This is a genomic window from Actinoplanes sp. NPDC019969 (assembly GCF_055562375.1).
The window spans coordinates 335,410-356,916 of the sequence record NZ_JBVHFK010000009.1 but is presented as its reverse complement, the minus strand read 5'-3'; the positions used below and the strand labels follow the sequence as shown (position 1 = coordinate 356,916).

18 protein-coding genes and 1 pseudogene are annotated in these 21,507 nt (G+C 71.8%); 16 read left to right on the top strand and 3 right to left on the bottom strand.

Translation table 11 applies throughout. From position 1 onward, the window contains the following. Positions 1-125: 125 nt before the first annotated feature. Both ACZ3II_RS27260 and ACZ3II_RS27255 read left to right on the top strand, forming a co-directional pair. The gene (locus ACZ3II_RS27260) at positions 126-728 is read left to right on the top strand and encodes a TetR/AcrR family transcriptional regulator (RefSeq protein ID WP_465520584.1); all 603 of its coding nucleotides are present in this window, start codon (positions 126-128) and stop codon (positions 726-728) included. An 84-nt stretch (positions 729-812) separates the two neighbouring features. Next, positions 813-2,696 (top strand): propionyl-CoA synthetase, encoded by a 1,884-nt coding sequence (locus ACZ3II_RS27255; protein WP_465520583.1) that lies wholly within the window; start codon positions 813-815, stop codon positions 2,694-2,696. Positions 2,697-2,749: 53 nt separating this feature from the next. Here the strand turns inward: ACZ3II_RS27255 and ACZ3II_RS27250 are convergent. Next, positions 2,750-3,391 (bottom strand): annotated as a pseudogene (locus tag ACZ3II_RS27250) (RNA-guided endonuclease TnpB family protein); the annotation flags it as partial. Between ACZ3II_RS27250 and ACZ3II_RS27245 the strand changes: the two are divergent. After that, complete coding sequence (locus ACZ3II_RS27245) at positions 3,282-5,570, top strand: hypothetical protein (RefSeq protein WP_465520582.1); 2,289 nt, start codon at positions 3,282-3,284, stop codon at positions 5,568-5,570. The pseudogene ACZ3II_RS27250 and the gene ACZ3II_RS27245 sit on opposite strands and share 110 nt — an antisense overlap. A 40-nt stretch (positions 5,571-5,610) precedes the next feature. Here the strand turns inward: ACZ3II_RS27245 and ACZ3II_RS27240 are convergent, their stop codons facing one another. Beyond that, complete coding sequence (locus ACZ3II_RS27240; protein ID WP_465520581.1) at positions 5,611-7,356, bottom strand: sulfatase-like hydrolase/transferase; 1,746 nt, start codon at positions 7,354-7,356, stop codon at positions 5,611-5,613. 127 nt (positions 7,357-7,483) lie between these two features. Between ACZ3II_RS27240 and ACZ3II_RS27235 the strand changes: the two genes are divergently transcribed. From ACZ3II_RS27235 to ACZ3II_RS27190, 10 genes are all read left to right on the top strand, one after another. After that, positions 7,484-9,118 (top strand): ABC transporter substrate-binding protein, encoded by a 1,635-nt coding sequence (locus ACZ3II_RS27235; protein WP_465520580.1) that lies wholly within the window; start codon positions 7,484-7,486, stop codon positions 9,116-9,118. Next, positions 9,115-10,029 (top strand): ABC transporter permease, encoded by a 915-nt coding sequence (locus ACZ3II_RS27230; RefSeq protein ID WP_465520579.1) that lies wholly within the window; start codon positions 9,115-9,117, stop codon positions 10,027-10,029. The genes ACZ3II_RS27235 and ACZ3II_RS27230 overlap by 4 nt, the downstream gene beginning before the upstream one ends. A 7-nt stretch (positions 10,030-10,036) precedes the next feature. After that, a complete protein-coding gene (locus tag ACZ3II_RS27225; protein WP_465520578.1) occupies positions 10,037-10,885 on the top strand; it encodes an ABC transporter permease in 849 nt (282 codons plus the stop codon). A gap of 52 nt (positions 10,886-10,937) precedes the next feature. After that, positions 10,938-12,470, top strand: a complete 1,533-nt coding sequence (gene nikE / locus ACZ3II_RS27220; RefSeq protein ID WP_465520577.1) for a nickel ABC transporter ATP-binding protein NikE — start codon at positions 10,938-10,940, stop codon at positions 12,468-12,470. Further along, complete coding sequence (locus tag ACZ3II_RS27215; protein WP_465520576.1) at positions 12,467-13,378, top strand: LLM class flavin-dependent oxidoreductase; 912 nt, start codon at positions 12,467-12,469, stop codon at positions 13,376-13,378. Before nikE ends, ACZ3II_RS27215 begins: the two co-directional genes overlap by 4 nt. After that, positions 13,371-14,645 carry an LLM class flavin-dependent oxidoreductase gene (locus tag ACZ3II_RS27210; RefSeq protein ID WP_465520575.1) on the top strand — a complete coding sequence of 425 codons (1,275 nt, stop codon included), beginning with the start codon at positions 13,371-13,373 and terminating at the stop codon, positions 14,643-14,645. Before ACZ3II_RS27215 ends, ACZ3II_RS27210 begins: the two co-directional genes overlap by 8 nt. Continuing rightward, a complete protein-coding gene (locus tag ACZ3II_RS27205) occupies positions 14,642-14,836 on the top strand; it encodes a hypothetical protein (RefSeq protein ID WP_465520574.1) in 195 nt (64 codons plus the stop codon). The genes ACZ3II_RS27210 and ACZ3II_RS27205 overlap by 4 nt, the downstream gene beginning before the upstream one ends. Positions 14,837-14,838: 2 nt before the next feature. Then, on the top strand, positions 14,839-15,957 hold the full coding sequence (locus ACZ3II_RS27200; RefSeq protein ID WP_465520573.1) for an LLM class flavin-dependent oxidoreductase: 1,119 nt from the start codon (positions 14,839-14,841) through the stop codon (positions 15,955-15,957). A gap of 61 nt (positions 15,958-16,018) precedes the next feature. Then, a complete protein-coding gene (locus tag ACZ3II_RS27195) occupies positions 16,019-16,990 on the top strand; it encodes an SMP-30/gluconolactonase/LRE family protein (protein ID WP_465520572.1) in 972 nt (323 codons plus the stop codon). Between the two features lie 55 nt (positions 16,991-17,045). After that, positions 17,046-17,996 (top strand): LysR family transcriptional regulator, encoded by a 951-nt coding sequence (locus ACZ3II_RS27190; RefSeq protein WP_465520571.1) that lies wholly within the window; start codon positions 17,046-17,048, stop codon positions 17,994-17,996. A gap of 101 nt (positions 17,997-18,097) precedes the next feature. Here ACZ3II_RS27190 and ACZ3II_RS27185 read toward each other — a convergent pair whose 3' ends face one another. Continuing rightward, positions 18,098-18,595, bottom strand: a complete 498-nt coding sequence (locus tag ACZ3II_RS27185; protein ID WP_465520570.1) for an ATP-binding cassette domain-containing protein — start codon at positions 18,593-18,595, stop codon at positions 18,098-18,100. 206 nt (positions 18,596-18,801) lie between these two features. Between ACZ3II_RS27185 and ACZ3II_RS27180 the strand changes: the two genes are divergently transcribed. From ACZ3II_RS27180 to ACZ3II_RS27170, 3 genes are read left to right on the top strand one after another with little or no spacing between them, the layout of a single operon-like run. Next, positions 18,802-19,668 (top strand): ABC transporter permease, encoded by an 867-nt coding sequence (locus tag ACZ3II_RS27180; protein WP_465520569.1) that lies wholly within the window; start codon positions 18,802-18,804, stop codon positions 19,666-19,668. A 44-nt stretch (positions 19,669-19,712) separates the two neighbouring features. Then, positions 19,713-20,744, top strand: a complete 1,032-nt coding sequence (locus ACZ3II_RS27175; RefSeq protein ID WP_465520568.1) for a taurine ABC transporter substrate-binding protein — start codon at positions 19,713-19,715, stop codon at positions 20,742-20,744. Continuing rightward, positions 20,731-21,489 carry an ABC transporter ATP-binding protein gene (locus tag ACZ3II_RS27170; RefSeq protein WP_465520567.1) on the top strand — a complete coding sequence of 253 codons (759 nt, stop codon included), beginning with the start codon at positions 20,731-20,733 and terminating at the stop codon, positions 21,487-21,489. Before ACZ3II_RS27175 ends, ACZ3II_RS27170 begins: the two co-directional genes overlap by 14 nt. The last annotated feature ends 18 nt before the right edge of the window (positions 21,490-21,507 follow it).

The following is a 21,507-nucleotide window of genomic DNA, read 5'->3' as shown; positions in this document are numbered from 1 at the left end:
CACTATTGGCGATGTGTCAATAAGCGCGATATGAATCGCCGCCATTCATCTGTTGCGCCGATCGGCGGATCGACAAATCCCCCATCTCGGCCGCCGATGGATCGACGTGCCGTAAGGTTCCGCTGGTGAGTGTCGAGTCGGTGCGCCGGCGCCGGCTGGAACCGGACGCCCGCCGCGAGCAGATCCTGTCGGTCGCGATCCGCCTGTTCGGGGCGAAACCGTACGCCGAGGTGTCCACCACGGACGTGGCCCGGGACGCGGGGGTCGCACGCGGCCTGGTGAACCACTATTTCGGCACGAAAAAGGATTTATACCTCGAAGTCGTCCGGGTCATGCTCACTGTTCCCGAGGGCGCCTTCGACCAGCTGAACCAGGGCGAACCGGCCGAACGGGCCGATTCCATCGTCGGCTACTTCCTCGACGTCCTGTCCCGGCACAGCACCTCCTGGCTGGCTGCGATCAACGCCGGCGGGATGGCCGGTGATGCGGATGTGGACCAGGTGATCACCGAGGCGATAGACAACGCGGCGGACGGGATCCTACGGGCGGTGGGGATGGGGGAGCAGGCGACTCCGGCGCTGCAGGGCATGGCGAGGTCATATGTGGGGCTGGCGATCCACACGGCGCAGGAGTGGCTGCAACGGGACGTCCTGACCCGCGACCAGGTGCACGCGCTCCTGGCGACCACCCTGGTCACGATGGTGGAACGAGTGTTCCCGCAAGCGTGAAGCGGACCGGACCGTCCGCGAGGGGGACGGTCCGGTCCTCCTAGGATGCTGGACAAGGTGTGCTCGCCGGGGCAGCGTCTGGCCATGGGTGCATACCGGGAGGCGTACGAGCGCAGCATCAACGACCCGGCCGGCTTCTGGCGGGACGCGGCCGGGGCCGTCGACTGGATCGAGCCGCCGGACCGGATCCTCGACGACACCGAGGCGCCGATCTTCCGCTGGTTCCCCGGCGCCACCCTCAACACCTGCCACAACGCCCTGGACCGGCACGTCCACAGTGGCCACGGCGACCGGCCCGCGCTGATCCACGACAGCCCGGTCACCGGCAGGGTCCGCACGTACACCTACCGGGAGCTGCGCGACACGGTCGCCGTGTTCGCCGGGGCGCTGCGCCGTCTCGGGGTGGAACGCGGCGACCGGGTGGTGATCTACATGGCGATGGTGCCGGAGGCGGTCGTCGCGATGCTGGCCTGCGCGCGGCTCGGCGCGGTCCACTCGGTGGTGTTCGGCGGGTTCGGCGCGGGGGAGCTGGCGGCGCGGATCGACGACGCCCGGCCCCGGGTGATCGTCGCCAGCTCGTGCGGCATCGAGGCGGCCCGGGTGGTGCCGTACCAGCCGATGCTGGCGGCCGCGCTCGCCGAGTCAGCCCACCAGCCGTCGCGCTGTGTGATCCTGCAGCGCCCGGAAGCGCCCGCGGAGCTGACGCCCGGCCGGGACCTGAGCTGGGCGGACGCTATCGACGGGGTGGATCCGGCGGACTGCGTGCCGGTCGCGGCGACCGACCCGCTGTACATTCTGTACACGTCGGGGACGACCGGCCGGCCCAAGGGCGTGGTCCGTGACAACGGTGGGCACGCGGTCGCGTTGCGGTGGTCGATGGAGAACATCTTCGAGGTACGGGCGGGCGAGGTCTTCTGGGCCGCCTCGGACGTCGGGTGGGTGGTCGGGCATTCGTACATCGTGTACGGTCCGCTGCTCACCGGCGCCACCACGATCCTGTACGAGGGCAAACCGGTCGGCACCCCGGACGCCGGCGCGTTCTGGCGGGTCGCCGCCGAGCACCGGGTGGCGGCGATGTTCACCGCGCCGACCGCGATCCGGGCGATCCGCAAGGAGGACCCGGACGGGCAACTGCTTGCGGCGTACGACCTGAGCAGTCTGCGGACCCTGTTCCTGGCCGGGGAACGCCTGGACACCCCGACGTACCTGTGGGCGCAGAACCTGCTCGGCGTCCCGGTGGTCGACAACTGGTGGCAGACCGAGACCGGCTGGCCGATCGCGGCGAGCCCGCGCGGCCTGGAGCCGCTGCCCACCCGGCCCGGGTCGCCGTCGGTGCCGATGCCCGGCTACCGGGTCCGGGTCGTCGGCCCGGACGGCGCCGACGTGGCCCCCGGCGAGGAGGGCGCGATCGTGCTGGGCCTGCCGTTGCCGCCGGGCTGCCTGCCGACGCTGTGGGGCGACGACGAGCGGTACGTGCGCTCCTACCTGACGGCGTTCCAGGGCAACTATCTGACCGGCGACGGCGGGGCGTTCGACCCGGACGGCTACCTGTACGTGCTGGGCCGCACCGACGACGTGATCAACGTGGCCGGGCACCGCCTGTCGACGGGCGCCATGGAGGAGGCGCTGGCCGCCCACCCGGCCGTCGCCGAGTGCGCCGTGATCGGGGTGGGCGACCTGCTCAAGGGCCAGGTGCCGCGCGGTCTCGTGGTGCTGCGCAAGGACGTAGCGGACGATCCGGTCCGGTTGTCGGCCGAGCTGGTCACCTGGGTTCGGGACCGGATCGGCCCGGTCGCCTCGCTGCGCCGCGTGGATGTGGTCGAGGCCCTCCCGAAGACCCGTTCCGGCAAGATCCTGCGCGGCACCATGCGGGGCATCGCCGACGGCCGCGAGGAGCCGGTCCCGGCGACCATCGAGAACCCGGCCGTCCTGGAGGCCCTGCGCCCGGTGCTGCGCTCACCCCGTTGAGGTCTGACACCGGCTCCACAGGCAGCAACCGCCGGCCCGGCGGCCAAGATGTTACGGGCCGCGTTGACGTCGCGGTCGTGGGTCGCCCCGCAGGGGCAGGTCCACGTCCGGATGTTCCGTGGCATCTTCTCAGCGATGTGCCCACACTGCGAGCAGAGCTTGGACGACGGGTACCAGCGGTCGATCACGACCAGGTCCCGGCCGTACCAGTCGGCCGTGTATGTCAGCAGCTCACGGAAGGTGGTCCAGGCCGCGTCGGAGACGGCGCGGGCCAGGGTGTGGTTCTTGACCATGTTGCGCACGGTCAGGTCCTCGATCACGATTGTTTGGTTCTCACGAACGAGTCGAGTAGTGAGTTGGTGCAGGGTGTCGCGGCGCCGGTCGGCGATCCGGGCATGGACGCGGGCGACCTTGAGCCGGGCCTTGGCCCGGTTCGCCGAACCCTTGTCCTTTGGAACGAATCCTCCGGGCGGTCTATGGGTGAACGCCGAGTTCGCCTTGACGGCGAATCGGCTAACCCTGACCTGCTCCGCAGGAGTCCGTTCCTCTCCGGCCGTCAGGCCGGAGTATCCACGGAGGAACCTGATGAATCCACGGTCGCGGTTCCTCGGGACGGCGGTGGTCCTCGGCGGTGTCCTGCTGGCGGTCGTGGGGTTCCTGGCCCGCCCGGCGGAGTCCCAGGATCTGCTGGACAAGGGCGCGAGCCTGGTCGGCGCGCTCGTCGCGGTGGCCGCGCTGCTGTTCGCGATCTGGTCGCGCGGCGACGCGGAGCCGGCCGGCGGGACGGCGGACGACGACGTGGAGCGGCTGGCCCGTCTGCTCCGCACCCGGTGGACCCGGGAGGCGGCCCGGCGCGGCCTGCTCACCCAGGATCCGCTGGAGGTGACGTGGCGGGAGGCGGAACGGTCGGTCCAGGTGCTGCTGACCGCGGTGGCCGCGCCGGGCGAGGAGCCGCCGGGGGAGTCGGGCCGGGCCGGTGACCTGGTCGCGGAGTGGCGGCGGCTGCCGCGCCGCCGGCTGGTCGTGCTCGGGCTGCCGGGCGCCGGCAAGACGTCGGCGGCGGTGCTGTTCACCTGTGCGCTGCTGACCGGCCGGCAGCCGGCCGATCCGGTGCCGGTCCTGCTGGACCTGGCCGGCTGGCGGCCCTCGCGGGAGGAGTTCGAGGAGTGGCTGCGCCGGTCGCTCGCGGTGCGGTACGGCCTGCCGGACATCGCCCGGACGGCCGGGCGGATGATCGCCGACGGCAGCGTCGTCGCGGTGCTGGACGGTCTCGACGAGATGCCGGAGAGCGAGCGGGCGGAGGCGATCACCGCCCTCAACGAGCTGGCCGATCTCCCGGTGGTGCTGCTGAGCCGGGCCGGGGAGTACGAGGCGACCGTCGTGGCCACCGGGAAGCCGCTCACGCACGCGTTCGCGGTGACGCTGGAGCCGCTCGCGCCGCGGGACGTGGCCGCCTACCTGCCCGGGGGGCAGACAGGGGCGGGCGCGGCGCGATGGGCGCCGGTGGAGTTGCATCTGCACGCGGCGGCACAGGACCGGCCCGGGGATCCCCTCGTGAAGGCGTTGTCGGTGCCGCTGATGGCCTATCTGGCGCGCACCGTGTACCGCCGGGCCGGCTCGGACCCGGCCGAGATGATCGCGCTGGCCGAACGCGGTGAGCTGGAAGGACATCTGCTGAGCCGGTACCTGCCCGAGCTCTATCCGGACCGGCGGCGCGACCGGGCGCCGTACCGGGCCGATCGTGTCCGCGAATGGCTGGGTCACCTGGCCCGGACGCTGGAACGGCAGGCGGAGACGGACCTCGCGTGGTGGCGGCTGGGCTGGTCGGGGACCCGGCGGACGCCGGTGGCCCGGTTCGCCACGGCGTTGCACGTGTGGCTGCCGGGCCTGCCCCTGTTCGGCCCGCTCGTCGTGGCCGGCGCGTGGAGGAACCCGCAGATCGCGCTGATGGTGCTGCTCTGGACGGCGGCCGGGCTGGCGAACATCGTCGCCCAGGCCACGGTGCCGCCGGCCGAGCCGCACCGGGTCCGGTTCCGGGCAGCGGCGTTCTGGGCGACGTCAGGGGCCGGGGTGTTGTGTTTCGTCCCACCGGTTCTCGCCGGCGCCGGCCCGGTGCTCGGCCCGGTCCTGCCGGTGATCCTGCTGCTCGCGCCGGGCGTGGCCGCGGCCTGGACGCTCCGATCGCAGCTACGGGCCGTGACGCGGGCGCTGGGCGTCGTGGTGCGGTCGTGGGTGAAGGGCCGGGGCGGGCCGGACGAGGGGGAGGTTCCGGAGATCCCGCCGGGCAACAAGGCCGCCGCGGCCTACCTGCTCGGTCTCGCTGCCGTCGCCTGGGAGGGCGGGATGACGTCGACGTCGGCGCCGGACCTGGCTCTCGACGCTCTCTTCGCCGCGGCCTTCGGTCTGCTCTGCGGTGTGCTGTTCGCGCTGGCGACGGTGCTGGCCAGGCCCGCGCCGGACAGCGAGCGGTGGGATCCGGAGCGGTCGTTGCGCGACGACCGGGTCGCGTCGCTGTTGCCGCCGGCCGCGGCCGGTCTGGTGGTGCTGGCGCTGACCCTGGCCGCCGGCGCCGCGGGCCTGATCCCGGGTGGGATGCGCGTCGCGCTGGGGCTCGGGGTCGGGTTCGGGTGGCTCGCGGTGATGATCGTCTGGGTGATGGTGGGCGGCGCCCGCGAGCTGCCGTCGTGGTTCACGTTCGCGGTGGTGCGGCGGTGGCTGGCGGCGCGGGGACGGCTGCCGTGGCGGCTGATGCCGTTCCTGGCGGACGCGGCCGAGCGCGGGGTGTTGCGGCGCAGCGGGGCGGTCTACCAGTTCCGGCATCAGCGGTTGCAGGCGTACCTGGCGGAGAAGGGCGGTGTGCGGCGCCAGAAATGACCGGGACCGCGCCGCACACCGCGTTCAGGGGTGGCGCCCGTCAGTGGGCGCCCGGGGCGGTGCCGAAGGCCTGGAAGAACCGGTCGCGGAAGGAGTCCATCGGCCAGACCGGGGTGGTGGCGGTGGGTTTGAGGCCGTCGGCCCAGTTCCACGAGGTGATCCGGTCGAGGACGGCCGGGTCCTTGGCGACGATCGTGATCGGGACGTCGTGGCTGGCGTTGTCGCCGGTGACGACGCTGGCCGGCTGGTGGTCGCCGAGGAAGACCAGGACCAGGTCGTCGTCGCCGTACTCGCGGACCCAGTCGATCAGGGTGGTGAGGGTGTACTCGATGGACTTGCCGTACGCGGTGCGGACCTTGTCGGCGCTGGTCCAGATGTCGGCCTTCTTCGCGCCGGCGGCGGCGATGCTGCGGTAGACCGAGCCGTCGCCGACCTTGTCCCAGTCCATGAAGTCGGGGATCGGCGTCCACGGGGTGTGGCTGGAGATCAGCGGCATCTCGACCATCAGCGGCTGCCGGTCCTTCTTGCCGTATTCGAGCTCGGTGAACTTCTGGAGCGTGTACTGGTCGGGCATCTGCGCCCAGCTGAACTTGGGGCCCTGGTAGCCGAGGTTGCGGGAGTCCCAGACCCGGTTGTAGCCGTAGAAGTTGCCCTCCGGCCAGGCCCGGGTGGCGCCCGGCATGACGCTGACGGTGTCCCACTGGGCGTCACGGAAGGCGCTGGTCAGGGTGAGCCGGTCGCTGGCGGTGAGGCTGCGGTACCGGTACTGGTTGTTGATCCACAGTCCGGACAGGAGGGTGGAGTGGGCCAGCCAGCTGTTGCCGCCGAACGTCGGGGAGGTGAGCCAGCCGGAGCGGGCGCTGAACCCGGCCTCCTTCAGCTTGGTCTCGCCCTCGGCGAGGACGGCGTTCGTGCCGGGGGCCAGCTCGGGGGCCTCCAGGGCGTTGCGGCCGTAACTCTCCACGAACGTGAGCACGACGTCCTTGCCCTTCAAGCCGCTGACCAGCTGAGCACGGGGGGTGTTCTGGTACGCGTCGACCTTCACCTCGTCGGCGAAGCGGGCCTTGTTGACGACGCCGATGGCGGCCTGCCGGGCCCGGTCGTAGGCGTAGGTGGCCGAGGTGCGGGCGGCGACCGGGACGGTCGGGACGACCTGGACGCCGAGGGCGAAGGTGAGTACCCAGGCCGCTGCCACGCCGGCGGAGGCGAGCATCGAGCGGCGGCGGTGCCGGGCCAGCATGTCCGACATCCGCAGCACGGCCCAGGCCATCAGGGCCATCACGGCGAGCCCGCCGAGGACCAGCCCGGCGGCGGCGCCGTACGCGCCGGCCTGGCCGTAGGAGTCGCGGATGTAGCTGTACGTGTCGTCGAACAGTTCCCAGTCGAGGACCATGTCGAACGGGCGGGCCAGGGTCTTGAACCAGCCCATGTCGAGGCTCTTCTGGATCAGCAGCCAGCCCAGGCCGGCGCCGAGGACAGTGCCGAGCACGAGGCGGGGGCGGCGCGGCAGCAGGGCCATCACCAGGATGCCGGCGGCGAACTCGATCGGGATGCGGGCGAAGTTGCCGAGGGTGAGGCGGCGCAGCACGTTCGGCCAGAGCAGGGCGACGTAGACCAGCACGCAGGCCAGGGCGGTGAGACTGTACGAGGTCCACCGGGAGCGCAGGAAACGGCGTACCCGGCCCGGGGTCTTCTCTTCGCCGGAGACCTCGGCCTCGGGCGGTGTTTCGTCCGCCGGCTGCGAAGACGGGTCCTGCGGCTGGTCGGCGAGGTCTGTCGGCTGCACGTCATGAGGAACGTCGCGCGGGCCGGGATGGTTCATCGGGCCGGCCGCGAATGTGGGTGGCGGAAGTCATAGCCTCTTGCCAATTTCCTATCGGAACTATAGGAAAGGTGGAGAGGAGGAACCACTCATGCGCCGTACCCGACCCGCCGCCGCCGCCGTCCTGGCTCTCGCTCTCGCCCTCACCGCCGCCTGTTCGTCCGGGACAACGGGAGCCGCCGATGCCGGTCAGCCGGTCCGCGGCGGGTCGCTGACCTGGGCCGTCGAGACCGAGCCGATCACCTTCAACCCGCATCAGTACGCCCAGGCGAAGGCCCGCCTGCTGGTGTGGAACGCGTTCGAGGCCCTGCTCACCCACGACACCCAGGGCGGTTACGTGCCCTGGCTGGCCACCGGCTACGAGGTCTCACCCGATGGGAAGACCTACACCTTCACCTTGCGTACGGACGTCACGTTCAGTGACGGCACGAAGTTCGACGCGGCGGCCGTGAAGGCGAACGTCGAGCAGTTCCGGGTCGAGGGCTACAACCCGCAGGTCCTGGCCGTGCAGTTGCGCAACCTGGAGTCCGTCGAGGCCACCGGCGCGTCGACCGTCGTCTTCAAGCTCAAGCAGCCGGACGTGCTGCTGCTGGACTTCCTGTCGTCGCCGCAGGGCGCGCAGGTGTCGCCGAAGTCGATGAAGGAGGCCAAGAACCTCAAGGCGGGCGGTCCGGACCTGGCCGGGACCGGCCCGTTCATCCTCGACCGATACACCGCCGGCCAGGAGGTCCACTTCAAGCGGAACCCGGCGTACAACTGGGCGCCCGCCACCGCGGGGCACTCCGGGCCGGCCTATCTGGACGAGGTCACCTACCGGTTCCTGAAGGAGTCGTCGGTGCGCGTGGGCGCGCTGACCTCCGGCCAGGTCCAGGTGATCGAGGGCGTGCCGGCCACCGACGAAGCGCTGATCACCGCGAACAAGCAGCTCACCCTCAACCGCGGGCTGAACTCCGGCTCGGCGTTCTCCTACTACTTCAACACCGCGCGGGCGCCGTTCGACGACCTCAAGGTGCGGCAGGCGTTCCGGGAGGCCGTCGACGTGGACGCGGTGCTCACCGGCGTCTACCGGGGCAGCGCCACCCGGGCGTGGAGCGTGATCGGGCCGACCAGCCCGTTCTACGACAAGAGCCTGGAGAAGACGTACGGCGGCGACGCCGCCAAGGCGAACAAGCTGCTGGACGAGGCGGGCTGGACGGCGCGGGACGCCGACGGCTTCCGGGCCAAGGACGGCAAACGCCTGACGGTACGCCTGGTGCAGTCCGCCCCGTTCGTGCGGGACCGCCGGGACGTGCTCGCCCAGGCCGTGCAGGCGCAGGTCAAGCAGAGCGCCGGCATCGACCTGAACGTGACCCTCGCCGACCAGGGCACCGCCGCCAAGGCCCTCACCGACGGCGAGTACGAGGTGTTCGAGAACTCCCGCGCCGACACCGACGCCGGCGCCGCCCTCAACCTGCTGCTCAGCTCCAACGGGTCGATCAACCGGACCGGGTTCAAGGACGCCGGCCTGGACAAGCTCCTCGACCAGGGACAGGCGAGCACCGATCAGGCGAAACGGCTGGCCGCGTACCAGCAGGCGCAGAAGCTCGTCATCACCGACCAGGCGCTGATCCTGCCGCTGTACGCCCCGGCCGACCAGATCGCGTTCGGCAACACCGTCGGCGGGGTCGGTTTCGAGCCGACCGCCGGGGTGCCGGGCAGCGCGTACAACGTCTGGGTCGGCAAGTGATCAGGGCGGTCACGCGGCGCGTCGTCACCGGCGTGGTCGTGCTGTGGGCGGCGGCCACGGCGGCGTACCTCGCGCTGCTGGCCGCCCCCGGCGACATCGTCGACGCGATCATCGGTGACGGCGCCGACACCCCGCAGATCCGCGCCGAGATCATCGCCGAGTGGAACCTGGACCGGCCCGAGATCGTGCAGTACCTCGACTACCTGTGGCGGGCCGCCCAGGGTGACCTGGGCCGCTCCTACCTGCTGCAGCGCCCGGTCAGTGAGGTGATCGGCGACCAGATCCTCCCGTCGCTGAAACTCGCCGTCGCGGCCGCCGTGTTCGGCATGGTGCTGGCGGTCGTCCTGGCCGTCACCACCCGGCACCGCTGGGCGCGGCGGGTCAGCTCCACCGCCGAGCTGGTCCTCGTCTCCACCCCGCCGTTCCTGATCGGGATCGTGCTGCTCAGCGTGTTCTCGTTCCGGTTCGGGATGTTCCCGGTCTCCGGCGACCGGGGCTGGGCGGCGCTGGTGCTGCCGGCGATCACTCTCGGACTCCCGATCGCCGGGGTGCTCGCCCAGGTCCTGCGCGACGGACTGGACCGGGCCCTGGACGAGCCGTTCGCGGTCACCGCCCGGGCCCGGGGCCTGCGGGAACGAGCGGTCCTGATCCGGCACGCGCTGCGGCACGCCCTGATGCCGGTGGTCACCATGCTCGGCTGGTTCATCGGCGTCCTGTTCGGCAGCGTGGTGATCATCGAGCAGGTGTTCGGCCGGCCCGGGCTGGGTCAGGTCACCCTGCAGGCCGTCGGCAACGGCGACATGCCGGTGGTGCTCGCCGTGGTCGTGCTCGCCGCCGTCGCCTTCGTCGTCATCAGCACCCTGGCCGACCTCGCCTACCTGCTCATCGACCCGCGTCTGCGAAGGAGCTGAGCGACACGTGACCCTCGCCCTGCCCCGCCCGGTGGCCCACCGGCTGACCCTGCGACGGCCCCGGCCCGGCGTCGCCGCCGCGACAGTCGTCCTGGCCCTGACCCTGACCGCCGTGCTGTGGCCGTCACTGTTCGCCGGTGACCCGCTCGCCGCCGACCCGCTGCACGTCCTGGAAGGACCGTCGGCGCAGCACTGGTTCGGCACCGACCAGCTCGGCCGGGACGTGTTCGACCGGGTCGTGCACGGCGCCCGGCACTCGCTGAGCATCGGAGTGGCCGCCACCGTCATCGCGGTCGGCGCCGGCATCCTGCTCGGGCTGCTCGCCGGGCTCACCCACAAGTACGCCGACGAGGTGATCAGCCGTGGCTTCGACGCTCTCGCCGCGTTCCCGCTGGTGCTGCTCGCGCTGCTGTTCATCGCGGTCGCCGGGACCGGCACCACCAGCCTGATCGTGGCGATCGGCATCGCCACCCTGCCGCACTACGCCCGGGTGGTGCGCGGACAGACCCTGGTGGTGCGGCAGGCGCCGTACGTCACCCAGGCCGTCGCGTTCGGCGCGTCCCGGGGCCGGCTGGTGCTGCGGCACGTCCTGCCGAACGTGCTCGGCCCGATCCCGGTCCTGGCGGTCATCGGGCTCGGCGAGGCGATCCTCGTCGCGGCCGGTCTCAGCTTCCTCGGGCTCGGACCGCAGCCGCCGTCGCCGGAGTGGGGCGCGATGCTCTCCGAAGGCCGCGGCTACCTGCACATCGCGTGGTGGGCGGCGGTGCTGCCCGGCGCCGCCGTGACCGCCACCGTCATCTCTCTCACCGTGATCGGGCGGCATCTGCAAGCCCGGTTCGAAGGGCGGCACCAGTGATCGAGTGCACCGCAGCGGAGCAAGGGCCGCGAGAGCACTGGAGGTTGGCACAGTGATCGAAGTCGAGAACCTGCGGGTGACCTTCCAGCTGGGGAAGAAGCGGGTGGAGGCCGTCCGCGGGGTCAGCTTCGAGATCGACGAGGGCGAATGCGTCGCCCTCGTCGGGGAGAGCGGCTCCGGCAAGAGCGTCACCGCCCGCAGCCTGGCCGGACTGGCCGGTCCGAAAGCGCACGTCGAAGCGGACACGTTCACCGTCGACGGCCACGACGTGCGCGCGTTCGCGGCCCGGGACTGGCGGCGGCTGCGCGGAAGATTCGCCGGGCTCATCCTGCAGGACGCGCTGGTCTCGCTCGACCCGCTGCGCACCGTCGGCGCCGAGATCGGCGAGGTGCTGCGGGTCCACGACATCGGTGACCGGCGGGACCGGCCGCAACGGATCCGGCAGTTGCTCACCGGCGTGCACGTGCCGGAACCGGAACGGCGCGCCCGGCAGTACCCGCATCAGCTGTCCGGCGGGCTGCGGCAGCGGGCACTGATCGCCTCCGCCATCGCCGGCGGGCCCCGGCTGCTCATCGCCGACGAACCGACCACCGCCCTCGACGCGACAGTGCAGGCGCAGATCCTGCGGCTGCTCGCCGAACGCAACGAGGCCGGGGAGACCCTGCTGCTGATCAGCCACGACCTGGCGGTCGTGTCGAAACTCGCCGACCGGGTGCTGGTGATGAAGGACGGGCGGATCGCCGAGTCCGGCAGCACCCGCACGATCCTGACCGGGACGGGTCACCCGTACACCAGGGAACTGGTCGCGGCCGCGAGCGGGAAACGGCGCGCCACCACCGTCGCGCCCGGCGACGTCGTCGCCGAGGCCACCGCCTTGCGCAAGGTGTACGGCGACCGCACCGTCGTCAAGGACTTCGCTCTCACCATCCGCCGGGGCGAGATCGTCGGGCTGGTCGGCGAGTCCGGGTCCGGCAAGACCACCGTCGCGCAGCTGATGTTCGGGCTGGCCGAGGCCACGTCGGGGCACGTCCGGTTCGAGGGCCGCGACTTCAGCGGCGTGCCGGAACGTGCCCGCCGCCCGATCCGCCGCCGTCTCCAGCTGATCGCCCAGGACCCGCTGTCGGCGTTCGACCCGCGCTGGACCGTGCGCCGCATCCTCGGCGAGGCCCTGAACGCCGGCGAGTCACCGGAACCGATCCTGGAACGCGTCGGTCTCGGCGCCGACGTGCTGGACCGGTACCCGCGGCAGCTGTCCGGCGGGCAGCGGCAGCGGGTCGCCGTGGCCCGCGCCATCGCGCCGCGACCGAGTCTGATCATCTGCGACGAGCCGGTGTCCGCCCTCGACGTGTCGGTGCAGGCACAGGTCCTGGACCTGCTCGCGCGGATCCGCGAGGACGACGGCACCGCCCTGCTGTTCATCTCCCACGACCTCGGCGTGATCCGTGACCTCGCGGACCGGGTCCTGGTCATGCACGACGGCCGGGTGGTGGAGCAGGGACCGGTCGAGGCCGTGTTCGACCACGCCGGGCACGAGTACACCCGGGCGCTGCTCGCCGCCGTGCCCACTCTGGAGGTTGCCTCATGACATTGCACCTGGCGGTCGCGTTCTCCGGCGACTCCTTCGACGCCGGCCACTGGATCCCGCAGGTCCGGCAGGCGGACGAGGCGGGGCTGGACTTCGTCACGTTCGACGACACGTTCGGGCGGCGCGGGCCGGACGCGGTGCTGCTCGCGGCCCGGCTCGCCCCGCTCACCCGGCACATCGGCCTCGTCCCGGTCGCGACCACGACCCACACCGAGCCGTTCCATCTGTCCACCGCCCTGGCCACCCTCGACCACGTCAGCAGGGGGCGGGCCGGCTGGCAGGCGCGGGTGTCGCACGACCCGGCCGAGGCGGCGCTGCTCGGCCGTCGCGGACCCCTCGACACCGGCGACGCGCTGGCCGAGGCGTCCGACGCGATCGAGGTGGTGCGGCGGCTCTGGGACAGCTGGGAGGACGGCGCGATCATCAAGGACGTCGCCACCGGCCGGTTCATCGACCGGGAGAAGCTGCACTACATCGACTTCGCCGGGCCGTACTTCTCGGTCAAGGGCCCGTCGATCGTGCCCCGGCCGCCGCAGGGCCAGCCGGTCGTCACCGCCCTCGCGCACGGCCCCGAGGTGTGGGAACGCCTCGACGCCGACGTCTTCTTCGTCCGCCCGGACGACGCCGGCGCGATCATCCGGAGCATCGCCCCGGAGCGGAGGGTCTTCGTGGACGTCCCCGTGGCAGGCCCGGCAGCCCAGCTCGCGGACCACCTTCAGGAGACGTGGGCCGCCACCGGCATCGACGGGGTCCGGTTGCTGGCCGACGACGTCGCCCGGGTCACCGCCGAGGTGGTGCCCGAGTTGCGGCGCCGCGGCCTGTTCCAGCCGTCGGCGAGGACGACGCTGCGAGAGCGGCTGGGCCTGCCGGTCGCCGTCAACCGTTACCAGGAGGCCGGCCGTGCCTAAGCAGATCATCCTCGCCGCGCACTTCCCCGGCGTGAACAACACCACCGTCTGGAGCGACCCGCGCGCCGGCAGCCAGATCGACTTCGACTCCTTCGAATATCTGGCGAAGACCGCCGAACGCGGGAAGTTCGACTTCTTCTTCCTCGCCGAAGGGCTGCGGCTGCGCGAGCAGCGCGGGCTCATCCACGACCTGGACGTGGTCGGCCGCCCCGACACGCTGACCGTGCTCAGCGCCCTCGCCGCCGTCACCACACATCTCGGGCTGGCCGGCACCCTCAACGCGACCTATCACGAGCCGTACGAGCTGGCCCGGCAGCTGGCCACCCTCGACCACCTGTCCGGCGGCCGGGCCGCGTGGAACGTGGTCACCTCGCCGGGCGCGTTCTTCGGCGAGAACTTCCGCCGCGGCGGGTTCCTCGACCATGCGGACCGCTACGTCCGCGCCGGGGAGTTCATCGAGACCGCCCGGGCGCTGTGGGACACCGACGGCGGCGAGTTCGCGATCAGGAACAGCCAGTTCGACATCAAGGGCCGGTTCGGGGTGCCGCGCAGCCCGCAGGGCCACCCGGTGATCCTGCAGGCCGGCGACTCCGACGGCGGCCGTGAGCTGGCCGCCCGGCACTCCGACGCGATCTTCTCCCGGCACCACCAGCTCGACGACGCCCGGATCTTCTACCGCGACGTCAAGGACCGGCTCGCGAAGTACGGCCGCGCCGCGGACGACCTGAAGATCATCCCGGGGGTGTCCTCTGTGCTCGGCGACAGCGACGCCGACGCCCAGGAGAAGGCGCACCACATCCGCCGCCAGCAGGTCAGCCCGCAGACCGCGATCCTGCTGCTGGAACAGCTGTGGAACACCGACCTGTCCGGCTACGACGCGGAAGGGCCGCTGCCGGACATCGACCCGGTCCTCGACGAGGACGACACGATCATCAAGGGCCGGGCCGGGATGTACCCGGACCGGCTGGCGACCGCCCGCGAATGGCGGGCCCGGGCCGAGGCGAAGAACCTGTCGATCCGCGACCTGATCATCGAGGTGACCGGGCGGCAGAACTTCATCGGCACCCCGGCGCGGGTCGCCGAGCAACTGAACGATTACGTCCAGACCGATGCCTGCGACGGCTTCATCCTCGTCTCGCACCTGACCCCGGCCGGGCTCGACGACTTCGTGGACCAGGTGGTCCCGCTGCTGCAGGAACGCGGGGTGTTCCGGACCGGGTATTCCGAAACCACCCTGCGCGGGAACCTGGGACTCGGGCCGGCATGAGGTTCCTGCTGCTGGTCGGCAGTCCGCAGCAGCTCATCGACAAGGTGCACCGCTACCACGAGCGGTTCAGGCACGAGATCACCCACCTCAGCGCCGACACCGAAGGACTCACCGAGAAACAGAACCGGGCCGGCCTGGAACTGTTCGCCAGCCACATCGCCCCCGCGTCACGCCGATTGAAAGGGCGGTAGCCATGTCCGTACCCCTCTCCGTCCTGGACCTCTCCCCGCTGGTCTCCGGCGGTGACGTCCGCGACGCGCTGCGCCGCACCCTCGATCTGGCGCGGCGGGCCGAGCAGTTCGGCTACCACCGCTACTGGGTGGCCGAACACCACTTCACCCCCGGCGTCGCCAGCTCGCAGCCGGCGCTGCTGCTCGGCCAGATCGCCGCCGTCACCGACCACATCCGGCTCGGCTCCGGGGCGGTGCAGACCGGCTTCCAGACCGCGCTGTCCGTCGTGGAACAGTTCGGGCTGCTCGACGCGCTGTATCCGGGCCGGTTCGACCTCGGGCTGGGCCGCTCCGGGCAGGCCAGGAAGGAGGCGATCCGGGAGGCCGCCAAGCACGCGGAACCGCAGGAGGAACGGGTCGTCGACGGCCTGCTGATCCCGAAGCCGTTCTCCTGGGCGCCGATCTTCGCCTCCAGACGGGCCCAGCTGGCCGGCAGCTTCCTCACCCAGCCCGGCGCCGAACCGCTCGGCCTCACCGACGTCCTCGACCAGATCTTCGCGCTGCTCGCCGGGCCGGTCACCGACGACGAGGGCAACGAGGTCGTGGCCACCCCCGGCGCCGGCGCCGACCTGGACGTGTGGCTGCTCGGCAGCTCCGGCGGGGAGAGCGCCCGGACCGCGGGCGCGCGGGGCCTGCCGTTCGCGGCGAACTACCACGTCGCCCCGGCGAAGATCCTGGAAGCCGTCGCGGCGTACCGGGAGTCGTTCGTGCCGTCCGCGGCCAACCCCGAGCCGCGCCTGATGGTCTCCGCCGACGTGCTCGTCGCCGAGGACGACGAGACCGCCCGGCGGCTGGCGCAACCGTTCGCCGTCTGGGTCCACAGCATCCGTACCGGCCTCGGCGCCGTCCCGTTCCCGAGCTTCGAGGAAGCCGCGTCGTTCGCGTGGACCGACCACGCCCGTGACCTGGTCGCCGACCGGGTCGCCACCCAGTTCGCCGGCTCACCGCAGAAGGTCGCCGCCCAGCTGCGCATCCTGCAGCGCGTCACCGGCGCCGACGAGCTGCTGATCACCACGATCGCCCACGACCACGCCGACCGGGTCCGCTCCTACGAACTCCTCGCCAAGGAGTGGAACGCCTGACGTCGATTCATCGGGCATGATCGGGGGCGGCACACATCTGCCGCCCCCGATGGAGGTCCGCATGACCCGCCGCCGTCTCCGCCCGCGCCGCTGGAGGCCGCCGCGTCTCGCCGACCCCGGGGCGACCGGCACGCTGCGGGTCGCGGGGCGGCTGGCGACCGGCGGGCGAGGACCCGAGGACGTGGTGTTCGGCCACGACGGGCGGATCGTCTGCGGGCTCGGCGACGGGCGGATCGTACGGATCGACCCGGTCACCGGCGAACGGGCCGTGCTCGCCGACACCGGCGGGCGGCCGCTGGGGCTGCACCCACGGGACGACGGCGGGCTGCTCGTCTGCGACCACGACCGGGGGCTGCTCCGGGTCGATCCGGACGGGACGGTCGAGGTGCTGGCGGAGGTGACGTTCGCCAGCAACGTGGTGGAGGCCGCCGACGGGACGATCTGGTTCACCACCTCGACGACCGAATGGAGCCTCGACGAGCACCTCGGCGATCTGTTCGAGCACTCGTGCACCGGCCGGCTGCTGCGCCGGGACCCGGACGGGACGGTCGCCACGCTGCTGGACGGGCTCAAGTTCGCCAACGGGCTCGTGCTCGCGCCGGACGGGTCGCATCTGCTGGTCGCGGAGACGGCCGGGTACCGGATCCAGCGGTACTGGCTGACCGGCCCGCGAGCCGGGACCGCGGAGATCCTGATCTCCAACCTGGCCGGATTCCCCGACAACATGTCGCTGGGCGGGGACGGGCTGCTCTGGGTGGGGATCGCGGCGCCCCGCAACGCGCTGCTGGACCGGCTGCTGCCACTGCCCGGCGCGCTGCGGACACTGGTGTGGAACCTGCCCGAGGCGGTCCGGCCGAAAGCCGTCCCGATCGCGTGGGTCATGGCGTTCACCCTGGACGGCACGCGGGTGCACGACCTGCGGGCCGCCGACGGGTCGTACGGCTTCGTCACCGCGGCCGCCGCCCAGGACGGAACGGTCGTTCTGGGCAGCCTCACGGAACCGGACGTGGCGACCGTACAAATACCTCTTTAAGGTGATTTTGGGGTTGAAGGGTGTGGGGTGGTGGCCGGGCGAGCACCATCGCAGGGTGGAGTTGCGGCAGCTCAGCTATGTCGAGGCGGTGGCGCGCTACGGGGGGTTCACCCGCGCCGCCGAGCGGCTGCACGTCGCGCAGTCGGCGGTGTCGGCGCAGATCCGGGCCCTGGAGATCGAACTCGGGGTGACGCTGTTCGCGCGGACCACCCGCAAGGTGGCGCTGACCCCGGCCGGGGAGATGTTCGTGGCGCGGGCCCGGCGGATCCTCGCCGAACTCGACGGCGCCCGCGCCGAGATGAACGAGATCAACGCCGTGGTCAGCGGCCGGGTGACCGTCGGGGTGACGGCGGTGCTCGGCGCCTACGACCTGCCGCGGGCGCTCGCCCGGTTCCGCGAGCAGTTCCCGAAGATCGCGCTGCGGCAACGGTCCGGGCTGATCACCGGGCTGCTCGGCGCGCTCGACGGCGGCGAACTGGACCTGGTCGTCGGGCCGCTGCACGCCGACCTGCCGGTCCGGTTCGAGGCGCTGCCGCTGGTCGACGAATACCTGTCGCTGGCCCTGCCGGTGGGGCACCCGCTCACCCGGGTGGGCCGGCTGACCCTGGCCGAGGCACGTGACGAGCCGTTCGTGAGCCTGCCTCGAGGCAGTGGGCTGCGCTGGATCCTCGACGACGCGGCCCGGTCGGCGGGGTTCACCGCGCGGGTGCAGTTCGAGACCGACGGCCCGGCGGGGGTACGGGAACTGGTCGCCGCCGGGCTCGGGGTCGGCCTGCTGCCCCGGTCGGCGGCCCAGGCGCCGTGCGGGTCCGAGGTGGAGATCCGGCAGCTGCATCCGCCGCCGCCGCACCCGCCGATCGGCGTCGTGCACCACAAGGACCGGCCGCTGGGCCCGGCCGCCCAGTCGTTGCGGCACCACCTCGCCGAGTTCGCCGGGCCGCGTCCCCTGCCCGCCCCGGAACCCGAACCCTCCGATGCCGACGACTTCGCCGAGGTCCCCGACTGACTCCCCGTGTGGCGAGTTCGGCCGTCATGCGCGCCCGAACTCGACACGGTGGGGTGTGTGTTGGGTTCGGCCATCATGCGCGCCCGAACTTCACACGCTGGTCAGAGGCGGCGGTACTGGGTGAAGTCGGTACGTCTGCGCAGCTCGAAGCCGATCGACTCCTTACCGGCGATGTCCTCCGGCTTGGTGACCTGCTCGCCGTACCCCTGCTTCGCCGGCCACGCCAGGTTGTCCAGGCGGTAGGTGACGAAGTCGTACTTCTGCTTGCGCTCCTCGGTGACCGTGATGTTCGACGCGCCGAGCTGGTACTTGCCGCCGTTCTGCAGGGCGGTGAGGTGGGGGAGGAGGTTGAGGTTCTGGAAGACGAAACCGATCCCGATCCGCTGCTTGAGGATCTGCCGCTCGCTCAGCTCGCCGTCCACCCGGACCGTGCCGCGGTTCACCTTCTCCAGGTGGTTGACGCACCGCAACAGGGTGGACTTGCCGGAGCCGGACGGGCCGAGGACCACCGTGACGGTGCCGGCCTCCGCGGTCAGGTCGACGCCCTTGAGCACCTCGACCGGGCCGAACGACTTGTGCACGCCGGAGATCTCGATCATCTGCGGAACGCCGCCTTCAGTCGCTGGAACGGGGTGGGCGGCAGGGTGCGGACCGCGCCGCGGGCGAAGTGCCGCTCGCGGCGCCAACCGGGACACCAGGAAGTAGCCGGCGAACGTCGTTGCGCGTGGGACGGGTATTGCCAGTAACTCCATAGATGCGATAGGAATACCGGGCATTCATCGCGTACCCCTGCCTGGAGTTTCCTTTGACCACCTCCGTCGCCCCCGCGCCGCCGGCCGCGCAGGCCGTGAACCCCGCGGCCGGCCGTCCCGCGGCGCTCGCGCCCGGCGGCGGCCTGCGCCGCCGGCTCGCCCTGCGGTTCCTCGCGCTCGTCGTGCTCTACGTGCTGTGGGAGATCACCGCACGCGTCATGCGCAACCCCACCTTCATCCCGTCGCCCGGCGCGGTCTGGGACCAGCTGATCACCACCTCGACGACCCACGACGGGGTACGCGGATACAGCGGCCACCTGCTCATCGAACACCTCGGCGTCAGCCTCCGGCGCATCGTCGTCGGCTCCGCCATCGGCATCGCCGGCGGCCTGCTCATCGGCGTGCTGCTGGGCACCGTGAGCTGGCTGCGGGTGGTCGCCGAACCGGTCATCACGTTCGTCCGCGCGCTCCCGCCGCTGGCCTACTTCAGCCTGTTCATCATCTGGTTCGGCATCGACGAGACCCCGAAGCTGTGGCTGCTCGCCATCGCCGCGCTGCCGCCCGTCGCGGTCGCCACCGCCGCCGCCGTCCACAACGCCCCCACCCACCTGGTCGAGGCGGCCCACGCGCTCGGCGCCGGACACCGGCAGGGCATCCGGGACGTGGTGCTGCCGAACGCCCTGCCGGAGATCTTCACCGGTGTCCGGCTGGCGGTCGGGGTCGCGTACTCCTCGGTGGTCGCCGCCGAGACCATCAACGGCGTCCCGGGCATCGGCGGGATGATCCGCGACGCCCAGCGCTACTCGCAGACCGACGTGGTCGTGCTCGGCCTGTTCGCCATCGGGCTGTCCGGGCTGCTCATCGACGCGCTGCTGCTGACCGCGGAGAACAAGCTGATCCCGTGGCGCGGCCGCGCCTGACCACCCTGTCGAATAATTTCAGCCTGAACAGTTAAGGACCCCCGTTGAAGAAACTGCTCGCCACCGTCATCTCCGTCGCGCTCGCCGGGGCTCTCACCGCCTGCGGTAGCGGCGCCGCCAGCGGCGGACCGAACCCGGAGCAGAAGACCATCCGCCTGGCCTATCAGGCGTTCCCGTCCGGCGACCTGATCGTCAAGAACCAGGGTCTGCTGGAGAAGGCGCTGCCCGGCTACAAGATCACCTGGACCAAGTTCGACTCCGGCGCCAGCATCAACACCGCGTTCGTGGCCAAGAGCGTCGACATCGCCGCGATCGGCTCCAGCCCGGTCGCCCGCGGGCTGTCCGCGCCGCTGAACATCCCGTACCAGGTCGCGTTCGTGCTGGACGTGGCCGGCGACAACGAGGCCCTGGTGGCCCGCAACGGCAGCAACGTCACCGACGTGGCGTCGCTGAAGGGCAAGAAGGTCGCCACCCCGTTCGCGTCGACCGCCCACTACAGCCTCCTCGCCGCGCTCGACAAGGCCGGCGTCAAGGAGTCCGAGCTGACCATCGTCGACCTGGAGCCGCAGGACATCCTGGCGGCCTGGACCCGCGGTGACATCGACGCCGCGTACAGCTGGCTCCCGTCGCTGGACGAGCTGAAGAAGACCGGCAAGGTCCTGATCACCAGCCGGGAACTGGCCGCCGGCGGCAAGCCGACCCTCGACCTGGGCGTCGTCTCCACCGCGTTCGCCGAGGCCCACCCGGACGCCGTCGACGCGTGGCGCAAGGTCGAGGCCGAGGCGCTGCACATCATCGCGAGCGACCCGGACGCCGCGGCCAAGGCGGTCGGCGCCGAACTCAACATCTCCGCCGGCGACGCCAAGGCGCAGCTCGCCCAGGGCGTCTTCCTCAAGCCGGCCGACCTGTCCTCGCCGGAGTGGCTGGGCACCGAGGGCGCGCCCGGCAAGCTCGCCGACAACCTGCTCAGCGCCGCCGAGTTCCTCAAGTCCCAGCAGAAGATCGACGCCGTGCCGGCGCTGGCCGACGTGCGGAAGGCCATCTACGTCAAGGGGCTTCCCGGTGTCCTCGGCTGACGCCATCCGGATCGACGGCGTCGCGCACTCGTACGGCGACGTCACCGCGGTCGGGCCGATCGATCTGACCGTTCCGCAGGGCGAGTTCCTGGTCCTGGTCGGCGCGTCCGGCTGCGGCAAGAGCACACTGCTCCGGCTGATCGCCGGGTTCGAGCAGCCCACCACCGGGACCGTCCACACCGATGGGACGGCTCCGGAGCCCGGCCGCGGCGCCGGACTGGTCTTCCAGCAGCCCCGGCTGTTCCCGTGGAAGACCGTCGGCGGGAACGTGGCGCTCGCTCTCAAGTACGCGGGCCTGGACGCCTCCCCGGCCCGGGTGGACGAGCTGCTCGCCCGGGTCGGCCTGCACGACGTGGCGAAACGCCGTACCTGGCAGATCTCCGGCGGCCAGCAGCAGCGCGTCGCCATCGCCCGCGCCCTCGCGGTCGAGAACCCGCTGCTGCTGCTCGACGAGCCGTTCGCCGCCCTGGACGCGCTGACCCGCGAGAAACTCCAGGACGACCTGCGGCAGGTCAGCGCCTCCACCGGGCGGACCAGCGTGTTCGTCACGCACAGCGTCGACGAGGCGGTCTTTCTCGGCAGCCGGGTCGTGGTCCTCACGCCCCGGCCCGGCCGGATCGCCCTGGACCTGCGCATCGACCTGCCCCGTACCGGCATCACCGCCGACGAGCTGCGGGGGTTGCCCGCGTTCGCGGCGCTGCGCGCCGAGGTCGGCCACGCCATCCGCGACCGGGTCACCGTCTGACCCTCCGCAAGCGTGTGG

What these genes read in the sequence shown, in the direction of transcription:
- ACZ3II_RS27255 (WP_465520583.1), top strand. Translation starts at nt 813, where the DNA reads ATGGGTGCATACCGGGAGGCGTACGAGCGCAGCATCAACGACCCGGCC.
- ACZ3II_RS27245 (WP_465520582.1), top strand. Translation starts at nt 3,282, where the DNA reads ATGAATCCACGGTCGCGGTTCCTCGGGACGGCGGTGGTCCTCGGCGGT.
- ACZ3II_RS27235 (WP_465520580.1), top strand. Translation starts at nt 7,484, where the DNA reads ATGCGCCGTACCCGACCCGCCGCCGCCGCCGTCCTGGCTCTCGCTCTC.
- ACZ3II_RS27215 (WP_465520576.1), top strand. Translation starts at nt 12,467, where the DNA reads ATGACATTGCACCTGGCGGTCGCGTTCTCCGGCGACTCCTTCGACGCC.
- ACZ3II_RS27205 (WP_465520574.1), top strand. Translation starts at nt 14,642, where the DNA reads ATGAGGTTCCTGCTGCTGGTCGGCAGTCCGCAGCAGCTCATCGACAAG.
- ACZ3II_RS27200 (WP_465520573.1), top strand. Translation starts at nt 14,839, where the DNA reads ATGTCCGTACCCCTCTCCGTCCTGGACCTCTCCCCGCTGGTCTCCGGC.
- ACZ3II_RS27195 (WP_465520572.1), top strand. Translation starts at nt 16,019, where the DNA reads ATGACCCGCCGCCGTCTCCGCCCGCGCCGCTGGAGGCCGCCGCGTCTC.
- ACZ3II_RS27185 (WP_465520570.1), bottom strand. Translation starts at nt 18,595, where the DNA reads ATGATCGAGATCTCCGGCGTGCACAAGTCGTTCGGCCCGGTCGAGGTG.